This is a genomic window from Halorhodospira halochloris, from assembly GCF_002356555.2.
Taxonomy (GTDB): Bacteria; Pseudomonadota; Gammaproteobacteria; order Nitrococcales; family Halorhodospiraceae; genus Halorhodospira; species Halorhodospira halochloris.
The window spans coordinates 897070-919837 of the sequence record NZ_AP017372.2 but is presented as its reverse complement, the minus strand read 5'-3'; the positions used below and the strand labels follow the sequence as shown (position 1 = coordinate 919837).

Annotated in this window: 19 protein-coding genes and 1 pseudogene; 7 read left to right on the top strand and 13 right to left on the bottom strand. The window is 55.9% G+C overall.

All coding sequences use genetic code 11. The annotated features are described in order from the left end of the window. Window positions 1-422 precede the first annotated feature (422 nt). A pseudogene (gene rhuM, locus HH1059_RS04310) lies at window positions 423-800 on the bottom strand (RhuM family protein); the annotation flags it as partial. A gap of 124 nt (window positions 801-924) precedes the next feature. On the opposite strand from rhuM, the gene HH1059_RS04305 reads away from it, so the two are divergent. Next, on the top strand, window positions 925-1524 hold the full coding sequence (locus HH1059_RS04305) for a L,D-transpeptidase family protein (RefSeq protein WP_096408694.1): 600 nt from the start codon (window positions 925-927) through the stop codon (window positions 1522-1524). Between the two features lie 52 nt (window positions 1525-1576). Beyond that, window positions 1577-1930 (top strand): Lpp/OprI family alanine-zipper lipoprotein, encoded by a 354-nt coding sequence (locus HH1059_RS04300; protein WP_096408691.1) that lies wholly within the window; start codon window positions 1577-1579, stop codon window positions 1928-1930. Between the two features lie 38 nt (window positions 1931-1968). On the opposite strand, the gene HH1059_RS04295 is transcribed toward HH1059_RS04300, so the two are convergent. Further along, window positions 1969-3207 (bottom strand): L,D-transpeptidase family protein, encoded by a 1239-nt coding sequence (locus HH1059_RS04295; RefSeq protein ID WP_231902017.1) that lies wholly within the window; start codon window positions 3205-3207, stop codon window positions 1969-1971. Between the two features lie 41 nt (window positions 3208-3248). Beyond that, window positions 3249-4250 (bottom strand): lipoyl synthase, encoded by a 1002-nt coding sequence (gene lipA, locus HH1059_RS04290; RefSeq protein WP_096408689.1) that lies wholly within the window; start codon window positions 4248-4250, stop codon window positions 3249-3251. Between the two features lie 318 nt (window positions 4251-4568). Between lipA and HH1059_RS04285 the strand changes: the two genes are divergently transcribed. Next, window positions 4569-5705 carry a ChaN family lipoprotein gene (locus tag HH1059_RS04285; RefSeq protein ID WP_096408686.1) on the top strand — a complete coding sequence of 379 codons (1137 nt, stop codon included), beginning with the start codon at window positions 4569-4571 and terminating at the stop codon, window positions 5703-5705. Between the two features lie 211 nt (window positions 5706-5916). On the opposite strand, the gene HH1059_RS04280 is transcribed toward HH1059_RS04285, so the two are convergent. After that, a complete protein-coding gene (locus HH1059_RS04280) occupies window positions 5917-6222 on the bottom strand; it encodes a c-type cytochrome (protein ID WP_096408684.1) in 306 nt (101 codons plus the stop codon). A 111-nt stretch (window positions 6223-6333) separates the two neighbouring features. Further along, complete coding sequence (locus HH1059_RS04275; protein WP_096408681.1) at window positions 6334-7176, bottom strand: alpha/beta hydrolase; 843 nt, start codon at window positions 7174-7176, stop codon at window positions 6334-6336. Window positions 7177-7328: 152 nt separating this feature from the next. On the opposite strand from HH1059_RS04275, the gene HH1059_RS04270 reads away from it, so the two are divergent. After that, entirely contained in the window at window positions 7329-9473 is a 2145-nt protein-coding gene (locus tag HH1059_RS04270) for a carboxy terminal-processing peptidase (protein WP_162549353.1), read from the top strand. A gap of 142 nt (window positions 9474-9615) precedes the next feature. Here HH1059_RS04270 and recJ read toward each other — a convergent pair whose 3' ends face one another. The 5 genes from recJ to alaC form a co-directional block, all read right to left on the bottom strand. Then, entirely contained in the window at window positions 9616-11343 is a 1728-nt protein-coding gene (gene recJ, locus HH1059_RS04265; protein ID WP_096408677.1) for a single-stranded-DNA-specific exonuclease RecJ, read from the bottom strand. Window positions 11344-11368: 25 nt separating this feature from the next. Continuing rightward, the gene (locus tag HH1059_RS04260) at window positions 11369-12151 is read right to left on the bottom strand and encodes a hypothetical protein (protein WP_096408674.1); all 783 of its coding nucleotides are present in this window, start codon (window positions 12149-12151) and stop codon (window positions 11369-11371) included. A 347-nt stretch (window positions 12152-12498) separates the two neighbouring features. Beyond that, complete coding sequence (gene thrC / locus HH1059_RS04255; RefSeq protein WP_096408672.1) at window positions 12499-13638, bottom strand: threonine synthase; 1140 nt, start codon at window positions 13636-13638, stop codon at window positions 12499-12501. Window positions 13639-13642: 4 nt separating this feature from the next. After that, window positions 13643-14953, bottom strand: a complete 1311-nt coding sequence (locus tag HH1059_RS04250; RefSeq protein WP_096410330.1) for a homoserine dehydrogenase — start codon at window positions 14951-14953, stop codon at window positions 13643-13645. Window positions 14954-15102: 149 nt separating this feature from the next. Continuing rightward, window positions 15103-16302 carry an alanine transaminase gene (gene alaC, locus HH1059_RS04245; RefSeq protein WP_096408669.1) on the bottom strand — a complete coding sequence of 400 codons (1200 nt, stop codon included), beginning with the start codon at window positions 16300-16302 and terminating at the stop codon, window positions 15103-15105. A 119-nt stretch (window positions 16303-16421) separates the two neighbouring features. Here alaC and HH1059_RS04240 point away from each other — a divergent pair, with 119 nt between their 5' ends. Continuing rightward, window positions 16422-16799, top strand: coding sequence for an Mth938-like domain-containing protein (locus HH1059_RS04240; RefSeq protein WP_096408667.1), 378 nt, complete (start codon window positions 16422-16424; stop codon window positions 16797-16799). Between the two features lie 340 nt (window positions 16800-17139). Here the strand turns inward: HH1059_RS04240 and HH1059_RS04235 are convergent, their stop codons facing one another. Continuing rightward, window positions 17140-17772 carry a TetR/AcrR family transcriptional regulator gene (locus HH1059_RS04235; protein ID WP_096408664.1) on the bottom strand — a complete coding sequence of 211 codons (633 nt, stop codon included), beginning with the start codon at window positions 17770-17772 and terminating at the stop codon, window positions 17140-17142. Window positions 17773-18209: 437 nt separating this feature from the next. Between HH1059_RS04235 and mazG the strand changes: the two genes are divergently transcribed. Both mazG and ispG read left to right on the top strand, forming a co-directional pair. After that, entirely contained in the window at window positions 18210-19001 is a 792-nt protein-coding gene (mazG, locus tag HH1059_RS04230; protein WP_096408661.1) for a nucleoside triphosphate pyrophosphohydrolase, read from the top strand. 82 nt (window positions 19002-19083) lie between these two features. After that, window positions 19084-20304, top strand: a complete 1221-nt coding sequence (gene ispG / locus HH1059_RS04225) for a flavodoxin-dependent (E)-4-hydroxy-3-methylbut-2-enyl-diphosphate synthase (protein WP_197710749.1) — start codon at window positions 19084-19086, stop codon at window positions 20302-20304. Here the strand turns inward: ispG and thiD are convergent. After that, window positions 20270-21106, bottom strand: coding sequence for a bifunctional hydroxymethylpyrimidine kinase/phosphomethylpyrimidine kinase (gene thiD / locus HH1059_RS04220; protein WP_096408656.1), 837 nt, complete (start codon window positions 21104-21106; stop codon window positions 20270-20272). The two genes, ispG and thiD, sit on opposite strands and share 35 nt — an antisense overlap. Before the next feature lie 26 nt (window positions 21107-21132). Continuing rightward, a complete protein-coding gene (locus tag HH1059_RS04215) occupies window positions 21133-22755 on the bottom strand; it encodes an AMP-binding protein (protein WP_096408654.1) in 1623 nt (540 codons plus the stop codon). Between the last annotated feature and the right edge of the window lie 13 nt (window positions 22756-22768).

The window sequence follows — 22768 nt, the reverse complement described above, 5'->3', positions numbered from 1 at the left end:
CCCGCCTCATAGCCTGATGCAGGCTAGCGACAGATAGCGTCGCGCTAGATAAGTTCACCCCGACAAATTGAACCCCCCTTTGCAAGCTATTCGTTGCAGTTCGTCACCCTGCTTGCTATCCGGGTTAGCGTACATTATCGAAAGGCTCTGTGACCATGCAAAACGCCAGTTGAGCGATCACGCCCTTTGGCTTATGTCAGCTGTTCCCGACCCGAATTTTTTTATCGACCCCCCAAGTACAGAATCCGTATCCACCTGCCCATAAAAAATTTATCACCCCCCGTCATACGGGGCTCTCCGAGCAGCAGTAGTCCCACATGTGTTTTCCGTAAGATAGCTTTTGGCATCACTAAGATTATGAAGTCGAAGAAATCCGGCGGGTAGTCACCAAATTTGGGGCGCCGTGAGTCCGGGTCAATGAGTTCGGCGCGGGTTTCGGTCAGCAATCCCTCGTCATAGCGTTGCAGCAACAAAAAGGTCTGGGCGTAGCGGCTGACGATATCCACCAGGCCGCGACCGCTGCCCACATCCGGTTCCGGGCTATGCGCCGCCTTGCGCACCAGCGCCAGGGCGGCCTCCAGCTCGCGGGCGTTTTCCTCGAAGCGCTGGCGGTTCAGGGTCCAGCCCTGGATGAGGTGTTCGCGCAGGACACGGGTGGCCCACTGGCGGAACTGCACGGCACGGCGCGAGTTCACCCGGTAGCCCACGGAGATAATGGTGTCGAGGTTGTAGTGCTTGATGCGCCGCCGAACCTGCCGCTGTCCTTCCTGACGAAGGACCGAGGATTCCTCGGTAGTTGCCTCCTTGGCGCCATTCACACCGGGGTAAATGATGATCTCCGCGGAAGCTTTTAGAGACTCCCTAGAGACTTGCACGCTCTTTGCGAGATAATGGCGGGGATTGCCTTATCAGTGAGCACTCGCTATGGACAACCTAGTCTGTCAGACCAAGCAAATCGCCGTGTTGCTCTTACTTGTTTTGAGCTTATACTCCCCGGCCACTCTGGCACTAGAGGATGGCATACCCTTCGATCCAGAAACCAACGAGCGCTGGGTACTTGTCGATACGAGCGATTATGTTCTAACCGTATACACAGGCAAACGGCCTAAGGCCCAATTCCACAACCTAGCAATAGCCCAGAACGGCACGGCCAAGACTCGCCGACGCGGCGACAAGACCACCCCGCTGGGCAAATTCAGGATCGACTACATTACCAATAGGAGCCGCTATCACCTTTTCATCAGCATTGATTACCCCACAGAAGAAGCGGCATCTCTAGCTCTAGAGGACGGAACAATCAGCGCCCAAGAATATCAAACCTATCGAGAACAGCGTCGAAAGAAGGGCAAATCGCCGCAAGGTACCTCTCTAGGTGGCCTGATAGGTATCCATGGGGTAGGCGGAGGAAACGTCCATCTTCATCGTATTGCCAACTGGACAGATGGGTGTGTTGCGCTTGAGAATGATCAAATCGAGGCCCTTAGCAAGATGGTAGAAGTTGGCACACGTGTATATATCCGCTAGCATTCGCCCCATGCATTAAGCAGACCAAATCCTTACGAAACAGGAGTTTTAGATGAGCAAACGACTATTACACGCTGCAAAATATACTGTAGCAATCTCTGCGCTTGCCGTTTTCTCAGGCTGTGCCACTATCGACACTGACGAGCTAAACACGGCCGTAGATGAACGCATGGATGAGCGCATGGATGAACTGCTGGAAGAAATGGAGGAAACCCGCGAAATAGCAGAAGAGGCCCTGGAAAAGGCCGAAGAAGCCCTAGCCAAGGCAGAGCAAGCCGAAGAGAGCGCAGATGATGCTAACGCCAAGGCTGAAGAAGCCTTGGAAAAGGCCGCAGCTGCCCAACGCCAAGCAGAAGAGAATGAAGAGAAGATCGACCGCATGTTTGAGCGGGCGATGCACAAATAGGCTGAGCTGAGAATATCAAGCCCGCAAGGTATGGTTTCTTACCTCGCGGGCATCTTTTTAATATGCCCTACCCGGCTGTGGTTTGTTAATTCCTCTAAATTTAGGGGGCTGTCGCCTCCCGAACGGGAAATCTTGATTAAGTTGCCGTTTTGCTCGGCCGCTACGGCGCGCACCAGTTCACCTCTGACCCGATGGCGGCGCTCGCCCAAGGCCCTAGCAACAGCATCAGCCGCCATGGCGATCTTATCCTGTCGGTCAAGCTGCTGCTCCTCCTCCTCAATCAAAGGGAAGGCTTGCATGTACAGCTGTCCATTGGCCGACCAGCCGGCCTTAAAGGGTTGATTGATAATCTTCACCCTGGTGCCACGCTCAATCTGGCCGAACAGGTGATCAATATCGAAAGGATGTAGGCGAATGCAGCCATGGGTCGCGCGCATACCGATACCCCATGGGCGATTGGTACCGTGTAGCAAATACCCCGGAATATCGAGCAGTATGGCATGCTCGCCCAGAGGATTATCGGGACCTGGAGGCACCAGGCGAGGCATATCTTCGCCTTGTTCGGCAGCCTGCTCGCGTATAGAACGCGGCGGATACCAAACCGGATCCTCAATCAACTCGGTTATCTCTGTTTCCCCCAGCGGGGTAGACCAATCCAGACGGCCGATGCTGACCGGGAAGGTCTCCACAACATCCTCTCCGGGCGGGAAGTAGTAGAGCCTCATCTCGGCAAGGTTTATGACTATTCCCTCCCGCTCTACATCAGGCAACAAGAATTGGCTGGGTATAACTACCTTGGTGCCTTCACCCGGCAACCAGATATCAATATCCGGATTGGCCAGGCGGATCTCTTCATAGCCAACGGCGTACCGCATGGCGATGTCGAGCAGGGTTTCATCTTCGCCCACCTCGACGGTCTTACTTGCCCCGACAACATCTACCCCGTCCTCAATTTCAAAACGCAGTATTTCACGCTGCCATTCGCCGTTTTCACCTTTGAGAAGATCGCTATATGCTGGCTCCTCGGCCTGCTCTTGATCTTCGTCGCGCTCGTCGTCTGCGGACTCTTCTTCTGTTGCTGCCCCTACCTCGCCAATCCCCTGCTCCTGCTCCTGTTCCCGTTCTTGCTCCTCTGAGCTTGCTAAGGCCTCTGGAAAAGCATCGCCGCAGACAAGCATCACCAATATGCCGCAACCACAGGCCAGCCTTGCCACCCGTGAGGCAGACTCCAACAACCTATCACGCCACGCCAATTCAGTTGCGGTTAAGGACATCATTGATGGTTACACTTGCAGATCCCAAAAAGCCCTAGCACTTCTTATTTCTGCTGTTCACTGCTATCTATGCCGACGTTGTTCTGCTCCATAACCCTTTCGGCGCGATAACTGGAGCGCACCAGAGGGCCTGCTACGACCTCGCGGAAGCCGAGCTGCAGACCAGTCTCACGCAAGCTATTAAGTTCCTGGGGACTATAGTAGCGCTGCACCGGCAAATGGTTGCGGGTAGGCTGAAGATACTGTCCTAAGGTTGCTATATCGACATCATAGCGGCGCATATCCTCAAGAGCAGAAACTATCTCCTCTTCTTCTTCGCCCAGCCCGACCATCAAACTCGATTTGGTAAGGATGTTACCGTTCGCCCGCTTAGCGGCTGCCAAAACTTCCAGGCTCTGCAGGTAATCAGCACGGCGATCACGAACCTCTGGGGTCAACCGCCTGACCGTCTCCAAGTTGTGCGCGAAAACCTCCAGGCCTGAGCGAGCAACCACTGCAATATCCTGCTCCTCACCATTAAAATCGGGCGTCAAAACTTCGATGGCTGTTTCCGGGTTAAGTTGCTTCACACGGTCCACACATGCAGCGTAATGAGCTGCTCCCCCGTCGGACAGATCGTCACGGTTAACCGAGGTGATAACCGCGTATTGCAACCCCATGAGCTGCACCGATTCAGCGATACGCTGAGGCTCATCCTCTTCTACCCGACCACGAGGATTGCCAGTATCTACCGAACAGAACTGGCAAGCCCTAGTACAGACTGAACCGAGCACCATGAATGTTGCCGTACCGTGGCTCCAGCACTCACCCATATTGGGGCAATACGACTCTTCACAAACGGTGTGCAGCCCGTGTCCACTGACGATCTCGCGCACCTGACGGAACCCTGCACCGCCAGGTGCCCGGGCCCGCAGCCATGAAGGCTTGCGCTGGCGGGAGCTCGCAGCAGCGCGATTACCGGATTTAATGCCATCTTTAATGACAGAAATCCCGTCGCGCTCAACTTTAGCACCACTTACTACTGGTATCCCTTTAATACTCGACATTTGCAAAACCTTATCTAATATTCAGCAGCTCAAACTCTGGATCCTCTCTTAGCAGCCGCAGAGACTCAACAATCTTTGGGCCGCCTCTAAAACTTCCCCGGAGCCATTAGCTTTCCAGGTGTGGAGGTTTTGGCGCCGGGGATGGCGCCATGAGGCCTCCAGGGATGGAGTCACGGCGTCCTCCACCCCGGGACAGGCAATGGCTCCGGGGGAGCTTTAGAGGTGGTCTCTGGTGTAGCTCTAGGATCTCCCATCTGGCAAACACCGAGCCCATGCCGGTACGATTGTGGTTATGATACATCATATAGGGAACAAATAATGCGCCAACGGTCTATTGTCATAAGCACCGCACTTGCTGCAAGCACCATACTCGGCTGCGGCTCGCTCGCGGCCGAGCCAGATTGCAGCACCCCTGGCACTTGGTATTCCACTGAGGCGGACGAAGAACTCAGCACCGCAGAAACAATAAATCGACTTGGTGATGCCTCTTACATCCTGCTCGGCGAACGTCACGACAGCAGTGAACACCACCGCTGGCAACTGCATATGCTATCTGGACTGCTCGGCAAAGGAATGCTGACTGCCGTAGGGTTTGAAATGTTTCCCCGCAGCAGTCAAGCGGCAGTAGACAGCTGGATAGATGGCCAACTAACCGAGGACTCATTTCTTAGCAAATCCAACTGGGATGAAGTCTGGGGCTTTGAACCAGAACTCTACATGCCGCTATTCCATTTCGTACGCATGCACCAAATTCCATCTCAAGCAATTAACGTCGACCGCGCTACAGTCCGCAAAGTCCGCGAGATAGGCCTGGATGAACTTAGCAGCGAACAGCGCGAAGGGGTCAGCAAGCCGGCAGATCCACTGGAAGATTACCAACAGCAATTAGCCGAAGTGCTCGAACGCCACCCCGGCGATATTGACCAGCAACACTTCATCGAAGCACAGACCTTCTGGGACAGGGCTATGGCGGAAGGGCTGAAAAAGGCCCACGACGATCACGGCGCTCCGGTAGTAGGTATTGTCGGCATGGGCCACGCCCAATACGGTCACGGAATACCTTTTCAACTCAATGACTTAGGCCATGATGATGTAGTTGTGCTGTTACCTCATGAGGCCGGGCAGCCCTGTCCGCAAGACAACCGCGCAGACTATTTATTTGTAGTTGCCACCCCTGAAGCTGACGACCCTGAACCACCGCGCATGGGGGTCGGCATGGAGATGGACGACGAAGAGCTAGTGAAAATAGTTCAGGTTCTGTCAGAGAGCCCCGCAGCTGATGCCGGCATCGCTACCGGCGATCGGGTAATTAAAGCGGCAGGCGAAAAAATCACCCACCCCCGAGATCTCCAGCAAGCGGTCCAAAATCAACCCCATGGCACCTGGCTGCCGCTGCTGATCGAAAGGGACGGCGAACAGCTCCAGAAGATCATTAAGTTTCCTAGAGAGGAGTAAGGCAGAATCAGGCTATCTACTACCTAATAGTTCAGGCCCCGGGTTGACGAAAACTTTTTCGAGCAACCCGGGGCGACCGCCAGCTTTGCATCCATTGCTGCCACCGCCAACCGCAACGCAACCCTGCATGACAGCTCTCGTTAGTTAACAGGATACGCCTCTGCGTTCAGCCAGTGCGGCCCGGCACCTCCCTATGCCTGAAAGCGTTAGATTACTCGATAGTGGAGAGCATGTACTCAACGGCTTCCTTGACCTCATCGCGATCTGCGCGGCCGTCGTAAGCAGGCATAGCGCCTTTGCCGTCCATAGTGCTATCAACGAGGGCCTCGGCATCCAAATCAATGCCGTCCCAGTCGCCCGGCTCGTTGATCTTCGGCGCACCGGCGGTACCACGATCATGGCATGAGGCACAAGTCGGCGAAGTGCCGCTCTCATAGATGGACTGGCCATCAGCCATTGCCGCACCGCTGAACGCAAACATAACCCCGCTGGCTGCTATAATTGCCAATCTTTTCATAGTCTTATCCTCATGTTAATTATAGTTTCACTGGCTTCACAGTTGCCGCGTATAGCCCAAGCAAAGAATCTGCAACTAACGCCGAGCCGATGATAGTCAAGACAGCGGCACCTATCCAAGGGTACCGAGACATTTTGTTACAATTTCAGCACCATGAATCCAACCATCTTCCAGCATCGTTGCATGACCAGCACCAGGTATCCAGTAGGGCTCAACACCATGAAACCAGGCTGTAGTGCTGACCATCCACGGCAGGACTATAGCGTCCTTCTCTGCTCCAACTACACCCACGGGCACCTGTCCAAGAGAGCTACAGGGCCAATACGGAATCGCCAACTCAGAAAGTGCAAGCTGCGACTCCGATTGGCTTTGACCAAAGTACTCCAGCACAAGTTCCCGCTCAGGCGGATCGGCAAATATGGCGCGCTGAACGCATTGCGGATCAACCCATGATGGCCCCATGCTTTGCAGCAAAAACATCTGCCAGATCATTGCCGGATCGCTCAACATTGTATGCATTGCTGCCGGACCCATCCCCGTCGGCGGCACAGCGGCCAATAATACCGCTGCCGAGGCATTGACCCGGCTACTCAGGGCCATGTCTACTACCAGTCCACCCATGGAGTGACCAATGAGAATTGGCGGCCTCTCGAACTGAGCAGCGACGCTCTTCAAGTCGTTTACATAGTCTTTGAGAGTCGTAGTGGCCAAACGATCTCTGCCTTCACTAGCGCCGTGGCCGCGTAGGCTCAGTGCAAAGGCATCGTAACCAAGGCCGGCAAAGTAAGGCAGATAGTTATACTGCCAAACCCAAGCCCCGGCAAATGCACCATGAATGAAGAGTAATGGCGCCCGGCGCGGTGCCGAGGGCTGGCGGGCCGGCTCACCTATAAGCTCAAGAGTCAGGCCATCTGAACCACTGATGCGGTTCTCTCGCGGAAGTCTACTACCCATTCTTCTTCCCAATCGGTTAGCCGTAAATTCATATGAGGAGATTCGAGCCCCTCCTCAAATGGATATAAATGCAATTTGTGTTGTCATATCGCAGAGATAAAAGTTGTACAATGCGGGGTAGGCACATTATGCGTGGAGACTGGAGGCACAACTTGTCGCGCAAAACTATATCAAAATCGGCCCTGATTCTCTCCCTGCTTCTATTCAGCGGCGCGTTTGCCGTGGCACTTGGGACTCCCCCGGTTACCGCCCTGAGCAGCGCTAACGCAGAGGAGACTGATAAGCAGGAACTGGCTCCGCAGCAGCACGATCTGGAGAAGGCCCGGGTTGTGACCCAGCTGCTTCAGTCTTATCACTACGGTGAACGCGGCAGCGAGAACGATCTTCTAGTCGATGCAGCAGACGCCTACTTGCGGCTGCTCGACCCGGGGCGATTCTTCCTATTGAAGGAAGATGTAGAGGAGTTCCGCTCGCGGATGGCTGCGACCGAGCAAGAGGATTCCCAAACCCGCCTGCAGGCTGCCTTCGATCTCCACGAGACTTACCGCAACAGGGTTGAAAAACGCGTCAACAAAGCACTTGAGATGCTCGATTCGACCCCAGAATTTGATGCCGATGAACGCTTTGAGCAGGATCGGCGCGAGGCGGAGTGGGCTAGCAGCAGTGACGATCTTGATCGCCTGTGGGAAAAGCGCATCGCTCATGACGCGTTGACCCTAGAACTCGCAGACCGCGACACGGAACAGATCCGCGAGAACCTAGAAAGACGCTACCAGAATTCCCTGGAACGCGCCAAAGAAGCCGAGCACACCGATATCACGGAAAAATACCTGGATGCCTGGGCGCGAGCGTTCGACCCACATAGCAGCTATTTTTCACCACGCCGCTCAGAAGAGTTCGACATGGAGATGTCCCTAGAGCTTGAGGGGATCGGCGCTAAACTCACCATGGACCAGGACATGACCGAGATCGTCGAGCTTATCCCCGGCGGCCCCGCGGAGCGCTCCGGAGAGCTTGAGGCGGGTGAGCGGATCATCGGTGTCGCCGACGGCGAAGATGGTGAGATGAAGGATGTCGTCGGTTGGCAACTGCACGACGTTGTGCAGCTGATCCGCGGCCCTAAAGAGTCGACTGTAAGACTCAAGGTAATGCCTCCCTCCGGGGCCAGCGACACTTCACCACGCGAAGTAAAGCTGGTCCGCAATAAGATCGCCCTTGAGGATCAAGCTGCCCAAAAAAGGATAATCGAGAAACCTTTCAAGGACAGCACCAAGCGTATAGGTGTTATCGAGATACCGCGCTTTTACCGCGACTTCAGTGGAGCTCAGGCAGGTGAAGGGGATTTCCGCAGCACCGCTCGCGATGTTCAGAATCTGCTCAACGAGCTTGAGGAAGAGGGTATAGACGGGCTAGTGATTGACCTGCGCGGCAACTCTGGTGGCGCTTTACAAGAGGCCATCGGCGTAACCTCCCTATTCACTGGCGGCGGGGTGGCAGTCCAGGTAAGGCACCATGATGGCAGCATTGACCACTTGGGTGAGCCTGAACAAGAACCGATTTACGATGGGCCACTCGCGGTCATGGTTGACCGCACTAGCGCCTCCGCTTCCGAGATCCTCGCCGGCGCTATCCAGGACTACGGCAGGGGAGTTGTACTAGGTGCTCAGACCTTCGGCAAGGGCACTGTTCAGCACATGATTGATCTCAGTGCTCATGGCTTAAATAACGATGAAAACGGCGGCGCAGGAAGGCTCAAGCTAACTATAGCGCAGTTCTACCGAGTCAGCGGCGAAGGCACGCAGCTGGATGGCATAACCCCTGACATCGTTCTCCCAACCGCCCTTGATCGGGACGATTACGGAGAGCGTGCCGCAGAAAACCCGCTACCTGCCAACAGGATTGCGCCACTCGAGGTCTCCAAGCACTACGACCTCTCAGCTATAATCGACCGGTTGCTGGAAAAGCATAATCAACGGATCGAGGAGAGTGAGGCCTTTCAGGCCTTCCAGCGAGAATTGGACTATCAAAGTGAACTCCGTCAGGAGACGAGCATCGCCTTAAACCGCGAAGCTCGTGAGAAGGAGCAAGAGAAGCGTGAGCAGGCCTTGGTTGATCTGCACAATAAACGTCGTGAAGCACACGGCCTGGAGCCGATCGAATCGCGCGAGGAGATCGATCAAGACGAGTTGCCCGACCTGCAGTTGAAGCTGGGCGCTGAGACGGTAAGGGATAAAATACTCGTACTAAACGAGGACAAGGAAGCTAGTGGGGCACTGACAACAATATTAGGGGACTGAACCGCTCCCTGCTTGGCAGCCGAGCAAGGTTGCCAGTTGGAGTCTCACAACACGCACGCTACAGCGATCTTGTCGCCAAGGATGGCGCCAGGATCTACGGATATACCGCGGCAGTTCGGTTATTTAGTGGCCACGATTGGATTCACGCGGGCTCCATGTAGTCTAATCTTAGCTGTAACGACCGTTTGCCTCGGAACTCCCTTACATCGGGAGAATAAACCACCCTAACCCTACCCTGTAACTTATCGTAACCCTTCTCGACTGCACCAAAGGCAATCGCTTCCCACCGCTTAGCGGACGCTTCGTCCCCCAAGGTAAGTCGCAAGTGGCCACCGCGCAGTTGCTGCTGATCGCAGACGCTAAAAACGCCGTCAAACTTTGGCTCTGGAAACCCGATTCCCCAAGGCCCCCCATAGCGCAGCGCCATTGCCGTAGCCATGTTTATCTCATCGCTACTGAGCTCCCCATCGGTGGCGTACTCTTGTTGCGGTAGCTCGCCGCCAAGGCTGGTGTGCAGAGCTGCGGCAAAAGCCTCGCGAAATTCATTATACTTATCACCTGCTATGGTTAGGCCAGCAGCCATCGCGTGGCCACCAAAGCGCTCAATTAACCGCGGATAGTCCCGTTTGATTGCGGCCAGAAGATCCCTGATATGCAATCCAGGTATAGAGCGCGCAGAACCGCGCAATGTACCATCCATCCCAGGGGCAAAGGCGATCGCCGGACACTGATAGCGCTCTTTTAAGCGTGCCGCCAGTATCCCCACCACTCCCTGATGCCAGCCTGCAGCGCTGACACAAAGACCCAGACCAATATCCTCAACCCGCTGATCAATCTCCTCCAATGCCTCATCAGTCATGCGGCTCTCAACCTCACGCCGTTCGCTGTTCAGAGAGTTGAGCTTCAAGGCCAAGGACCGGGCCTGATCAGCTTCCTTGCTCAACAAGCAGTCGACACCCGCGGTCATATCATCCATCCTTCCCGCGGCATTTAGTTTCGGTCCGACTGCAAAGGCTAGGTCGTTGGCAACGAGAGTCTCTGCTTTGCGCTGGCTCTGCTCGAGCAAGGCGTATATGCCGGGGCGGGCACGGCGAGCACGGATACGCCGCAATCCTTGCTCGACCAGTATGCGGTTGTTGGTATCCAGGGACACCAAATCAGCAACGGTGCCGACAGCCACCAAATCAAGCAGGTCGGCGACGTTTGGCAACTCATCAGTCAAGTCACAATTTTGCTGTAAATAACTGCGCATAGCGGCGGCCAGGTAGAACGCAATGCCGACACCAGCAAGATTGGCACTGATAAAATTGTCGTCTTGGCGCTTCGGGTTGACTATCGCCTCAGCCGCAGGCAAATGCTCACCAGGGCTGTGGTGATCAGTGACTATAACCCTCATCCCGGCAGCGTTTGCTGCAGCTACTCCTTCATTGCTGCTGACCCCATTATCTACTGTAACGAGCCACTTAGGCGCCCATGGCCGGACCCGCTCGACAACCTCGGGGCTTAGACCGTAACCTAACTCAAAGCGATCGGGGATGAGAAAGGTGATTTGCTGGCGATCGCCGCCACAACAATCGGCCATATCGCGCAGGGCGGTAACAAGTAAGGCTGTCGCTGTAGCCCCATCGGCGTCGAAGTCACCGACTATACAGATCCGCTCACGCTCGCATAGCGCCTCCGCCAGCAACTTGGCTGAATAGTACAGATCGACCATACCTTCGGGCGGGGCAAGTTGAGATAGGCGCAAATCGAGATCTCGCGCCGTAGCAATATCACGCCGCGCATAGACACGACGCAGAACCGGATGTATATCGTCAGACAAGTCATCGGGTAGCTGCCGAGCAGCGCGGCGACGTATGCGTGAGGCCACCGAAACCTCCCTTTAAGTGGGCTCTCTAACCCCCCTGTTGAACCACGTGAACCACGTATTTCTCAAACGCCTTAGGGCGCAACCAAAAACGCCATATATCGGACTTGGTGAGAACTATAGGCGGAGCATCGGCATCTATCCATAGTTCCGCCTTATCCCATAACCGACTCCGCCGCTTGCTTACGCTCAGCATATCCAGCGCTGGGCCAATAACACTCTGCTCAACAAACTCTACAGCCTTCAACCAGCCCGGCCAATCCTCCGCGCTTAGAGCCTCGCTAAGCCTGGAGCAGTGGATAAGAACCGAATCGGTTGAACAATTTAGCGCCTCTTCCACACTCTCCCCGGCCATACCACCTGCCAGAAGAGTCCACCCGCGCCATTCGGGACTGTCGCTAGCCACCCTCTGCCATGGCAGGTGTTCAGGCGGCTGCGGGCAGCGTCCTACCCCCCAGACCCAGAGCGAGTTTACCGGAGGCAAGCCACGCTCTTGACGCTCGGTGTTGAGCCGCTGCGAGAACAGTGACATTTCCAGCTCTGTCCAGAGCTTGGACCAACTCAAATTGGCCGTCGAGCGAGGGATAAGGTAATCTACCCTACCACCCGGAAGCAGCCGCGGGTCAGAGCGGCCAGGCGGTAAATCATCACCGCGCAAAAACCACCTGCCGGCGCCCGATATAAGCAACTGCAGGCCAACAGCCTCGAGATGCTCATTCAGCGCGGCTTGCAGCTGCTCAGCCTCCTGCCCACCTAAGTCGACCTCAACCAGCCGGGCAGACCTACCTTCTGGGCTTAGATGTACCGGCATAACGCGGGCCCAACCACAGTTGCCCGGATTACCCCCGTCAGCCAGCCAGGCTAAAGCGGCAGACCCTGTGCAAGGTGGTCCAAAACCACCTATAAGCGACTCTGGGTGGCTCTTCTGCCCTGCAGATATATTCGCCTGACCACCACACTTCCCTGATGAATGGTTCTCAGGCTGTCGCCCCTGGCGATAGTCTGGGTATCTAGCAGGGTGCCTCCCAACCCGATCCCGTACCGCCCTTGCCAGCCATCTCTCCAGTGCCGGCAGGCGTGGCAACCCATCCTCGGCCAACGGCCCAGGCAGGGGGCCAAGCAATCCTGGCAAGTAAAGACGCAGTACCCTAGCGCTGCTCAAAGCCTAGCGATAATAGCTTTACGCACCGATTCGTAGTCAGCGTCAACGGTCTGCACAGCGTCTCCTGCTTGCGAAATAGCCACATCAGGATCCTTAAGGCCGTGACCGGTCAGCGTGCAGACCACAGTACTACCTTCAGGGATTCGTCCGCTGCCAATATCCCTCATCGCCCCGGCTAGAGAAGTAGCTGAAGCCGGCTCACAGAAAACCCCATCGTGGTCAGCCAGAGCCCTCTGGGCCTGCAGTATCTCATCATCGCTCAGTTCATCGAACCAGCCCCCTGACTCGCGGCTAGCAGCAAGCGCGTGATCCCACGATTGAGGATGTCCGATACGGATCGCAGTGGCAACGGTGTCCGGATCGTCCACCGGCGCACCACGCATGAACGGCGCACCACCGGCAGCTTGATAGCCTACCATACGGGGACGCTTATCAATCATCGCCGAGGCGAAGCGACACTGCCCCTGGCATAGCGAGCAAGCCTCGGTAAGCTTCTGCTCATGGGCGCTGCCGCTACACTCACAATAACCTATCCAGTGAGCGGTGATGTTGCCAGCATTACCCACCGGTAGGCAGTGGTAATCAGGAGCCCGCTCGAGCTCTTCCACTATTTCGAAAGCCGCCGTCTTTTGACCCTGAAGCCGATACGGATTGATCGAATTGACTATTGTCAGCGGGGCATGCTCGGCAAGCTGTTTGACTAAACGCATGCCGGCATCAAAATTACCCCGAATCTGCAGTATCTGAGCACCATGCATGATCGCTTGGGCGAGTTTACCCATGGCGATCTTGCCATCTGGTATGAGCACGAAACAGGCAATACCTGCCCGAGCCGCATAGGCCGCAGCGGAGGCTGAGGTATTACCGGTTGAGGCGCAGATTATGGCCTTCGCGCCCTCCTCCACCGCCTTAGTTACGGCCATGGTCATGCCACGGTCCTTAAAAGAGCCGGTTGGATTCAGGCCTTCAAACTTGACGAACAAATCAACGTCACGCCCCATTGCTTTAGGTAAATTGCTCAACTGAATCAACGGGGTGCCACCTTCACCCAGGCCGATAATGCGCACATCATCGCTGATCGGCAGGCGATCTATGTACTTGGAGATTAGTCCAGTGTAACGGGGACGAAACGGCATGCTCTCACTCCAGGCTCTCAACACGTATACGCACTACCCGACCAGAAACCTTGTCGAGTTTCTCTATACTCTCAATTGCAGCGTCCATCTGGCGCTCATGGACGCGGTGAGTGAGTATAATTATGGGGACATGATCAGCCCCTGCCTCCGGTTGCTTTTGGATAATTGCCTCTATCGAAATGCCAAAGTCCCCCAACACTCTAGTTACTTCGGCAAGCACCCCTGGCTCATCACGCGCCGACATACGCAGATAGTAGGCAGGCTGCACATCACGTATATCCAGTACGGGGGCATTCGAGAGCGAGTGAGTGTGGAACGCAAGATAAGGTACCCGATTCTCGGGCTCAAGGTTGAACTCGCGAACCACATCTATCATGTCAGCAACTACCGCCGAGGCGGTTGGCTCCGCTCCAGCCCCCGCCCCGTAATACATGGTCGGACCGACAGCGTCGCCTTTAACCATAACCGCGTTCATAACGCCATCAACATTCGCCAGCATATGCCTACGCGGCAGCAGCGTCGGGTGGACGCGCAGGGCATACCCCCCCTCTTCATGGAATGCCAAACCTAAGTGCTTGATACGAAAGCCGAGTTCTTCAGCCCATTCGACATCATCGCGACTAATGTGCTTGATGCCCTCGACGTGCACCTTGTCGTACTGTAGCGGTATACCGAAAGCTATCGACGCCAGGATGGTCAGCTTATGTGCCGCATCAATGCCCTCTACGTCAAAGCTGGGATCCGCCTCGGCGTAACCAAGGCGTTGTGCCTCGGCCAGGACATCACCGAATTCGCGCCCCTCGTAAAACATCTCGGTAAGGATATAGTTGGCGGTACCGTTAATGATACCGGCAAGCCACTCGATCCGATTGCCGGTAAGAGCCTCACGAACGGCCTTAATAATCGGTATACCACCGGCCACAGCCGCTTCAAAGGCCACGGTCACACCGTTATCGCGAGCTCGCGCAAATATCTCGTTACCGTGCTGGGCGATCAGGGCTTTATTCGCCGTAACGACATGCTTACCGTTATCTAGCGCGCGCAGGATAAGCTCCCGAGCTGGCTCCTCACCGCCGATCAGTTCAGCAATGATCTCGGTCTGCGGGTCATCTACCACTTCAAATGGGTCGGTGTTTAGCTTTATACCCTCTAGCCGACAACTACGCGGACGCTCAGGATGACGCGCCGAGGCATGGGTGACCCGAATCTCCCGCCCCGCCCGGCGACTTATGACATCAGCATTACGCTCCAAAATGTTGACCACCCCGGAACCGACGGTTCCGATGCCCAGCATGCCCACGTTTACCGGTTTCAAGCCCTTAACCTCCAACAACAAATCTGAGTATCAACAACCATCCACTGCAGTAGCTATCTGCATCCAGCACCACTTGCTTATTTAACCCTGCGCAAGCCTCTCATCAGCCCTCGATTGGGAACCACAAAAGCCCCTTTTAGAGCGCCACTCTACCCCATCTCACGCCGAAGCATCTGCTTAATACCCCGGATCGCCTGACGAGTCCGGTGCTCATTTTCGATCAATGAGAAACGGACATAGTCATCGCCGTAGCTGCCAAAGCCTATCCCAGGAGAGACTGCCACCTTGGCATCAGCCAACAGCTTTTTCGAGAACTCTAATGATCCCATCTCGCGATAGGGCTCTGGTATCTGGGCCCAAGCGAACATGGTCGCCCGCGGCCTCTCAATAGGCCAACCTGCCGCCTCCAAGCCATCACAGAGCACATCACGGCGACATCGATACATCTGCCGAATCTCCTCGACACAGTCCTGCGGCCCCTCCAGGGCGAGTATGCCCGCTACTTGAATGGGCGTAAACATCCCATAGTCTAAATACGACTTCATGCGAGCCAGCGCTGCTATCAAATCGGGGTTGCCACACACAAAGCCAACCCGCCAACCAGGCATATTGTACGTCTTGGACAGCGAGTAGCACTCCACTGCCACATCTTTGGCGCCAGGAACTTGAAGGATCGACGGTGCCTTATAACCATCGAAGACAATTTCAGCATAGGCCAGATCCTGCACGACCCAAATCCCCTCTTGGCGCGCGACCGCTACCACCTTTTCAAAAAAATCCAGCTCGACACATTGCGCTGTCGGGTTGGAGGGGAAATTGAGGATGAGCATCTTCGGCTTTGGATAGGTGTCGCGGATAGCCTTTTTGAGTTCAGCGAAAAAGTCACCCCCCGGGATCATGGGCACGTGGCGAATATCCGCCCCTGCGATAACCACACCATAAGGGTGTATCGGATAGGCTGGATTGGGCACCAGCACGGCATCACCCGGCCCCAGAGTGGCCAGGGCCAGATGCGCCAACCCCTCTTTCGATCCAATCGTGACTATCGCCTCGCTCTCTGGATCAAGGTCAACCGCATACCTGTCCGCGTACCAGTTGGCTATAGCACGGCGTAGCCGGGGGATCCCTCGCGACATTGAATATCTGTGGGTATCCGGGCGTTGTGCAGCCTCACAAAGCTTATCTACAATGTGCTGCGGGGTCGGTTGGTCAGGGTTCCCCATCCCGAAATCGACAATATCTTCACCACGCTTACGGGCGTCTGCCTTCAGTTCGTTTACTATGTTGAACACATAGGGCGGCAGCCGCTTGATCCTGGGGAACTCGGCTTTCGGCAGATCAGCGTCCACAACTAACCTCAACAAAGACGGGATACAAGGGATTAGGTTAAGCGTGGAAACCTACTGCGTATAGATTCCACTGTCAAATCCTAGCAAACTTTGCCGTCGATCGTTCTGGGTACAGCACAATGCGGATATCGCGTCACGACAGCCCTAGCGTTTACCGAGTCAACTCTTATGAGCCTGGGGCCATAACCATCAATCGGCAACAGTACACAACGAGTGTTATTCTCACCCCAGAGTCGCTGAGCTGCGACTTAGCCGCCGAACGGATAACAGATTTGGCCCTGCAAGACTTGCAGCAATTACTAGCCTGGCAGCCGGAGATGATCCTACTTGGTACAGGACCCACGCAGATCTTCCCCAAGCGTGAGATTATTCGCGGGATTATTTCCCAGGAGATTGGCTGCGAGGCGATAACCACTTCGGCTGCTAGCCAGACTTTTAATCTGCTAGCCAGTGAAGGCAGGCGGGTATCTGCTGTGCTCTTCGTTTGTGATCTTTAGGAAAGTTTGGTCAGGTAGCGCCTATACTCGGCCTCGGACCCAAGGGTGCGAACATAAAGACTCCAATGGGGACCTCTGCAAGCTCCCCCGAGCCAACCGGCTGCCCCGGTGTGGAGGACGCCGTGAATCCATCCCTGGAGGCTTCATGGCGCCATCCCTGGCGCCAAGACCTCCACACCGGGGCAGCCGGTTGGCTCGGGGGAGCTTGCAGAGGCGGCACCTAGAGTCTTCACGGTTGCACCCTTGTGGTCGAGACCACGTATAGGCGCTACCTGATAATACTTTCCTGAAGGTTAGTAAGGCTTGAGGTTGCTAGCCTTGCCTGGTTGAAGAGGAACGGCTACTTGCCACCTCGAGTGGAAGGTGGAGTCAAGCCCTTTTCAATGATGGCGGTCGCAGTCGCGAGGGCATCTTCATCAGTAGGCGGCTGATCCCAGATCCAATGGCGTTGGCCCATAAAGAAGGCTATTCCTATCAAGGCCAGAGCCTGAGCATGTGGGTCGCCATCACTCACCTCATTACGCTGCTGCGCCTGCCTGAGACGTTCCGCATAGCTGTCAGCCAGGGAGCGAAAGAAATATTGATGGGCCTCAGGATCTACAAACTGCGCCTCCATGACTATCCGATAGAGGTGACCGTGCTCGCGGCAAAAACTCAAAAAGGCCCCTAGCCCCAAACGCTCGGCCTCAAGCCTATCGCGCGCACCGTCAATAGCCTCGCTAAGGTGGCGACGCATGGTGCGGTTCATGTGCTCGACCAATGCCCTAAATATTTCTTCTTTGGAACGGTAATACAGGTAAAATGTGCCCTGAGCGATACCCGCCCGCTGGGTAATACTGCTGATCGAGGCCTTATGGAAGCCCTTCTCTCCGAGCTCAGCCTCAGCGGCACCGATCAATTTGCGCCGCGTCCGCTCGCCGCGCTCGGTAACAGGCCCGCTACCCGACGGTGGTGGTGCATCATAGGTGGTCATTTAGGCTTTCCAACCCTGCTTAAACCCAAAAGCTCTTCGTACATTGTAGAGCGATAAAACCGTGGCTTATCCGCTTCACCATCCTAATGTATATCACAGCTTAATGGGAACTTCGAAAACCCCGGTGGCCGTGAAGACTCCAGGTGCCGCCTCTGAAATCTCCCCCGAGCCAACCGGAGGATTGCCCCGGGGTGGAGGTCTTGGCGCCAGGGATGGCGCCATGAAGCCTCCAAGGACGGATTTACGGCGTCCTCCACACCGGGCAATCCGTTTGGCTCGGGGGAGATTTCAAGGACCCTCCCAGGTAGGGATTCACCGCATCCGCGTACCGGCAATGCATGGCAATGCCACCCCAAAGGTTAGTATAGTACTCGACCAATTGCCTGGGCCTGTGCGGCCCATGAGTTCACTCACCTCTTAATACCAAGTAAAACAGCATGGACAGCATCGCAAGGCTACTCCGCACAATGGCACAACTGCGCGACCCCGAGGGCGGCTGCCCTTGGGACATAGAGCAGGATTTCGCCTCCATTGCCCCAAAAACCATCGAAGAGGCCTACGAGGTAGCCGAGGCTATAGAGAGCGGCGACCTAGAAAATGGCCTCAAGGACGAACTCGGCGATTTGCTCCTCCATGTGATCTTCCACGCCCAAATGGCCAGCGAGCAAAATCTTTTTAACTTCCAAGATGTTGCTCAAGCCCTCCAGGATAAGCTGATCCGCCGCCATCCACATGTATTCGGCAACTTGCAAGCCGCCGATGCGGACGGAGTGGTAGATAACTGGGAAGCGATAAAAGAGCAGGAGCGCCAAGCCAAACTCGCTGACAACAGCGTCCTTGCCGATGTCGCCACCGCCCTGCCTGCCCTGACCCGGGCCTGCAAGCTGCAGCGACGGGCCGCGCGGATCGGCTTTGACTGGCCAGATTACCGCGGTGCGCTGGACAAGATCGATGAGGAAGTTAAAGAAGTTGAGGCCGAGATTGACTCAGCCGACCCCCAACGCCTGGAAGAGGAGATCGGCGACGTGCTCTTTGCCGTAACTAACCTGGCCCGTCATCTAGAGGTAGATCCGGAGACTGCCCTACGGCGTGCCAACCTGCGCTTCGAAAGTCGCTTCCGCGAGGTGGAAGAGGAGTTCACTGAACAAGGCAGAGAAATGTCCGCAGAGACCATTGAAGAGCTAGAAGAGGCTTGGCAGCGCGCCAAAGCCAAATTGGCCAATCAATAAGCAATTCCGAAGAGCACCACTGCCCTTATCGCCACCCAGTAAAGGCGCTATAATCTTGACCATGGATACCTTCGACCACCCCATAGAAGCCTCTCCCTCGCCGCGTCAAACCACCCGTTGCGTGGCTGTTGGTCCATATAAGATCGGTGGCGATGCCCCGGTGCTAATTCAATCGATGACCGACACTGAGACGGCCGATATTGACGCTACGGTCAAACAGGCCGCCGCCCTGGCAAGAGCTGGCTCCGAACTAGTGCGCCTGACCATCAATAACGAACAGGCAGCAGCGGCTCTACCCCACATCCGTGAGCAACTTGCTAGCCAAGGCATTGAGGTGCCCTTGGTGGGCGACTTCCACTTTAACGGCCACAAGCTGCTCAAGCGCCATCCTGCCTGTGCCGAGGCCATCGCCAAGATGCGCATAAATCCCGGCAATGTCGGCAAAGGCAGTCGCCGCGATCCGCAATTCGCTGAGATGATAGAGATCGCTTGCCGTTACGAACTGCCGGTGCGCATCGGCGTCAATTGGGGCAGCTTGGACGAGAGTGTCCTTACCCGGCTAATGGATGCCAATGCCCAACGCCAGCAACCCTATCCGCCTGAGATGGTGACCCGTGATGCTGTCGTTACCTCGGCCATTGAAAGCGCCAAGCAGGCCGAGGAACTCGGCTTGCCAGGCGATAGCATCATCCTCTCATGCAAGATGAGCGGGGTTCAGGATCTGGTTGCGGTCTACCGTGACCTGGCCCGGCGCTGCGACTACCCTCTGCATCTCGGTCTCACCGAAGCAGGCATGGGCGTGCCAGGCATCGCCTCTTCAAGTGCAGCGCTAGCAATCCTCCTCCAGCAAGGGATAGGCGATACCATTCGAGTCTCTCTAACCCCTGACCCGGGCGGCGCACGTACCCGCGAGGTAGAGGTCGCCCAGCAAATCCTGCAATGCATGGGGCTACGCGACTTCACCCCCCGGGTTACCGCCTGCCCTGGCTGCGGCAGGACATCGAGTAATTATTTCCAGCACCTTGCCGAGCAGGTTCGCCACCACATTGATGAGCGGATACCGGAGTGGCGCAATCAGTACCCAGGAGTGGAAAAGCTGCGCATCGCGGTAATGGGGTGCGTAGTCAACGGCCCCGGCGAGAGCCGTCATGCCGATATCGGGATCAGCTTGCCTGGGGCTGATGAGCAACCGGCAGCCCCAGTATTTGTCGACGGCGAGCGCAGGACAACCCTTAAAGGCGACAACATTGCCGCGGAATTCAAAAACATTATTGAGGAGTATATCCAACAGCGCTGGGGTTAACGGTAAAGCTGTGCTCGACTGGCCCAGCCCCTTGCCCCAACCCCTTGGCCTCTTCCATGGCTCGACGCAAGTAGATACGCGCCCGATCCACTGACTCTACCAGAGTCATCCCTTGAGCTATACCGGTTGCAATGGCGCTAGCCAGTGTGCAACCGGTACCGTGAGTAGAGGTGGTCGGCAGCCGCTCACCGCGCCAGCATTCTACCCCTGAGGCAGTCACCAGCACATCGACCAACTGATCACCTCGACCATGTCCGCCCTTGAGCAAGACCGCCTGCGATCCAAGCTCACGCAGCTCCTGTGCAGCCTCGATCATGCTCTGCTCGTCATCATCGATAGGACGGCCAAGCAGCACCTCGGCCTCCGGCAGGTTTGGCGTTACCAAGGTGGCCAAAGGCAGCATAACCTCGCGCAGACGGTCTGAAGCCATCTCGGTAAGCAAGCGGTGGCCACTCTGGGTAACCATGACCGGATCGATTACCACAGGTATCTTTTGTGCGTATGGCTGCATCATCTCGGCGACCACAGCTATGCTAGCGGTATCGTAGAGCATGCCGGTCTTAATACAGTCTGCCCCTATGTCACCCATAACCGCGCTCATCTGCGATGTTATGAAGGCTGGCGGCACCGGGTGAACATCCTCGACCGCCACAGTATTTTGGGCAGTCAGAGCAGTTATCGCCGTAGTTGCATAGCCACCCAGGGCCATTACCGTCTTGATATCAGCTTGGATACCGGCCCCTCCTCCTGAGTCAGAACCAGCTACTACCAAAACGCGGTGATTACCGAAACGGTCGGCCATATCCTTGGACCTCCAGGGTTGCAGGGCTAATCTTCAGCGAAGAAATCATTGCGAATCTTTTGGCGATCAATCTTGCCCGCCCCAGTCAGGGGAAGATCGTCAACAAACCTTATCTGTCGCGGCACTTTGAAGGCGGCTAGTTCGCGGCGGGCATAACTGCGAATCTGCTCCTCATCGATATCTGCTCCTGGGCGGGAGACTATTGCTGCTACTGGCACCTTGCCCCAACGCGAATCATCGACTCCCACTACAGCAGCCTTATCGATCCCAGCATGACGCACCAGAACCTCTTCGACCTCCTCTGGGGAGACGTTCTCACCACCACTGATGAAGACATTATCTACCCTACCGACGATACGTACATACCCTTGTTCATCAGCGTAAGCCAAATCACCGCTGTATACCCAGCCACCCTCCAGCAGCATCAGCTCATCGCGCTGTGGATCATCGAGGTAACCGTCGAAGTTATGTGGGCTGCGCAGCAGCAAAACCCCCGGACTATCTCCGTTTACCGGCTCGAGGGAGTGCGGATCGACTATGCGATAGTCGGTATGGAACATCGCTTTACCGACCGAGTCGTAGCGCTCACGGATCTCCTCAAGACTCTGATCCTCCTGAACATAGAGGAAATTAGACGGCCCGCCCTCGGTCAAACCGTAAGACTGACTGACCGGTACACCACGATCCCAGAGCGGTTGCATGGTGGTTGCCGAACAAGGCGCTCCAGCGGTTGTAACGCTCTCCAAGCTGCTCAGATCAGTGCTGGCAAATGCCGGGTCCTCAGTCATCATCTGTAGCATGGCCTCGACCGCACCGAAGTGGCTGATCTGCTCATTCTCTATCAGCTCCAGTGCATCCCCCGGGTCAAAACTGCGCAGCAGCACGGTAAAACCACCGGCGTAATAGACTGGAGTCAGGGTATTCCAACCCCCTATATGAAACAGCGGAAAGGTCAACAACTCGCGCTGCGGGCCCAGCGCCCCGCCGCTACTAGCGAGAATATCCACAGCGTTCCAAACCATCTGCCGGTGGGAGATGACGCAGATTTTGGGCTTGGAAGTTGTCCCGCCCGTATGCACATAGAGAAAAGGGTCACTTAGGCACAAAGGTCTGTTCACTGTGCCAGCCGGGTGAGTAAACAGATCCTGCTCAGCGGCCTCAATGAGGCTGTCATCTTCAGCAGCTTGCAAAGCCGTGCGGTAAACACCCTCGCCCTCGTCGGCCAACTCTATAGCCTCACACCCCGGCGGCAAATGCAGGGCTGCCGCTTGATCGGCAAAGGCCTCATCGTAGAACAGCACCCGCGGTGCGATCCTTTTCACCAGATCGTTAAGTTCTGGCTCCGCAAGGCGATAAGAGAGCGGCGCCAAAACAACCCCGGTCTTGCCACAAGCAAAATACAGATCAATCGCCTCCAGACGATTACGACTGAGCAGGCAGATAGGATCGCCGGGGGCAAGTTGCAGCTGCTCGCTCAACAGCTTACCAGCCAACTCAGCTCTTAGATCCATCTGCCGGTAGGTCAGGCGACGATCTGTTATGGGCTCATAAATAGCATAGCTATGCGGGGTTAGATCGGCCCTCCTGCCCGACCAATTGCCCACCCAGTCCATGGGCAGGTTATCGTAACAGAGCTGCTGCGCAGCCATTTAGCCTCCTGTG

What these genes read in the sequence shown, in the direction of transcription:
- HH1059_RS04305 (WP_096408694.1), top strand. Translation starts at nt 925, where the DNA reads ATGGACAACCTAGTCTGTCAGACCAAGCAAATCGCCGTGTTGCTCTTA.
- HH1059_RS04300 (WP_096408691.1), top strand. Translation starts at nt 1,577, where the DNA reads ATGAGCAAACGACTATTACACGCTGCAAAATATACTGTAGCAATCTCT.
- HH1059_RS04295 (WP_231902017.1), bottom strand. Translation starts at nt 3,207, where the DNA reads ATGATGTCCTTAACCGCAACTGAATTGGCGTGGCGTGATAGGTTGTTG.
- lipA (WP_096408689.1), bottom strand. Translation starts at nt 4,250, where the DNA reads ATGTCGAGTATTAAAGGGATACCAGTAGTAAGTGGTGCTAAAGTTGAG.
- HH1059_RS04285 (WP_096408686.1), top strand. Translation starts at nt 4,569, where the DNA reads ATGCGCCAACGGTCTATTGTCATAAGCACCGCACTTGCTGCAAGCACC.
- HH1059_RS04280 (WP_096408684.1), bottom strand. Translation starts at nt 6,222, where the DNA reads ATGAAAAGATTGGCAATTATAGCAGCCAGCGGGGTTATGTTTGCGTTC.
- HH1059_RS04275 (WP_096408681.1), bottom strand. Translation starts at nt 7,176, where the DNA reads ATGGGTAGTAGACTTCCGCGAGAGAACCGCATCAGTGGTTCAGATGGC.
- HH1059_RS04260 (WP_096408674.1), bottom strand. Translation starts at nt 12,151, where the DNA reads ATGCCGGTACATCTAAGCCCAGAAGGTAGGTCTGCCCGGCTGGTTGAG.
- thrC (WP_096408672.1), bottom strand. Translation starts at nt 13,638, where the DNA reads ATGCCGTTTCGTCCCCGTTACACTGGACTAATCTCCAAGTACATAGAT.
- HH1059_RS04240 (WP_096408667.1), top strand. Translation starts at nt 16,422, where the DNA reads ATGCGGATATCGCGTCACGACAGCCCTAGCGTTTACCGAGTCAACTCT.
- HH1059_RS04235 (WP_096408664.1), bottom strand. Translation starts at nt 17,772, where the DNA reads ATGACCACCTATGATGCACCACCACCGTCGGGTAGCGGGCCTGTTACC.
- mazG (WP_096408661.1), top strand. Translation starts at nt 18,210, where the DNA reads ATGGACAGCATCGCAAGGCTACTCCGCACAATGGCACAACTGCGCGAC.
- thiD (WP_096408656.1), bottom strand. Translation starts at nt 21,106, where the DNA reads ATGGCCGACCGTTTCGGTAATCACCGCGTTTTGGTAGTAGCTGGTTCT.
- HH1059_RS04215 (WP_096408654.1), bottom strand. Translation starts at nt 22,755, where the DNA reads ATGGCTGCGCAGCAGCTCTGTTACGATAACCTGCCCATGGACTGGGTG.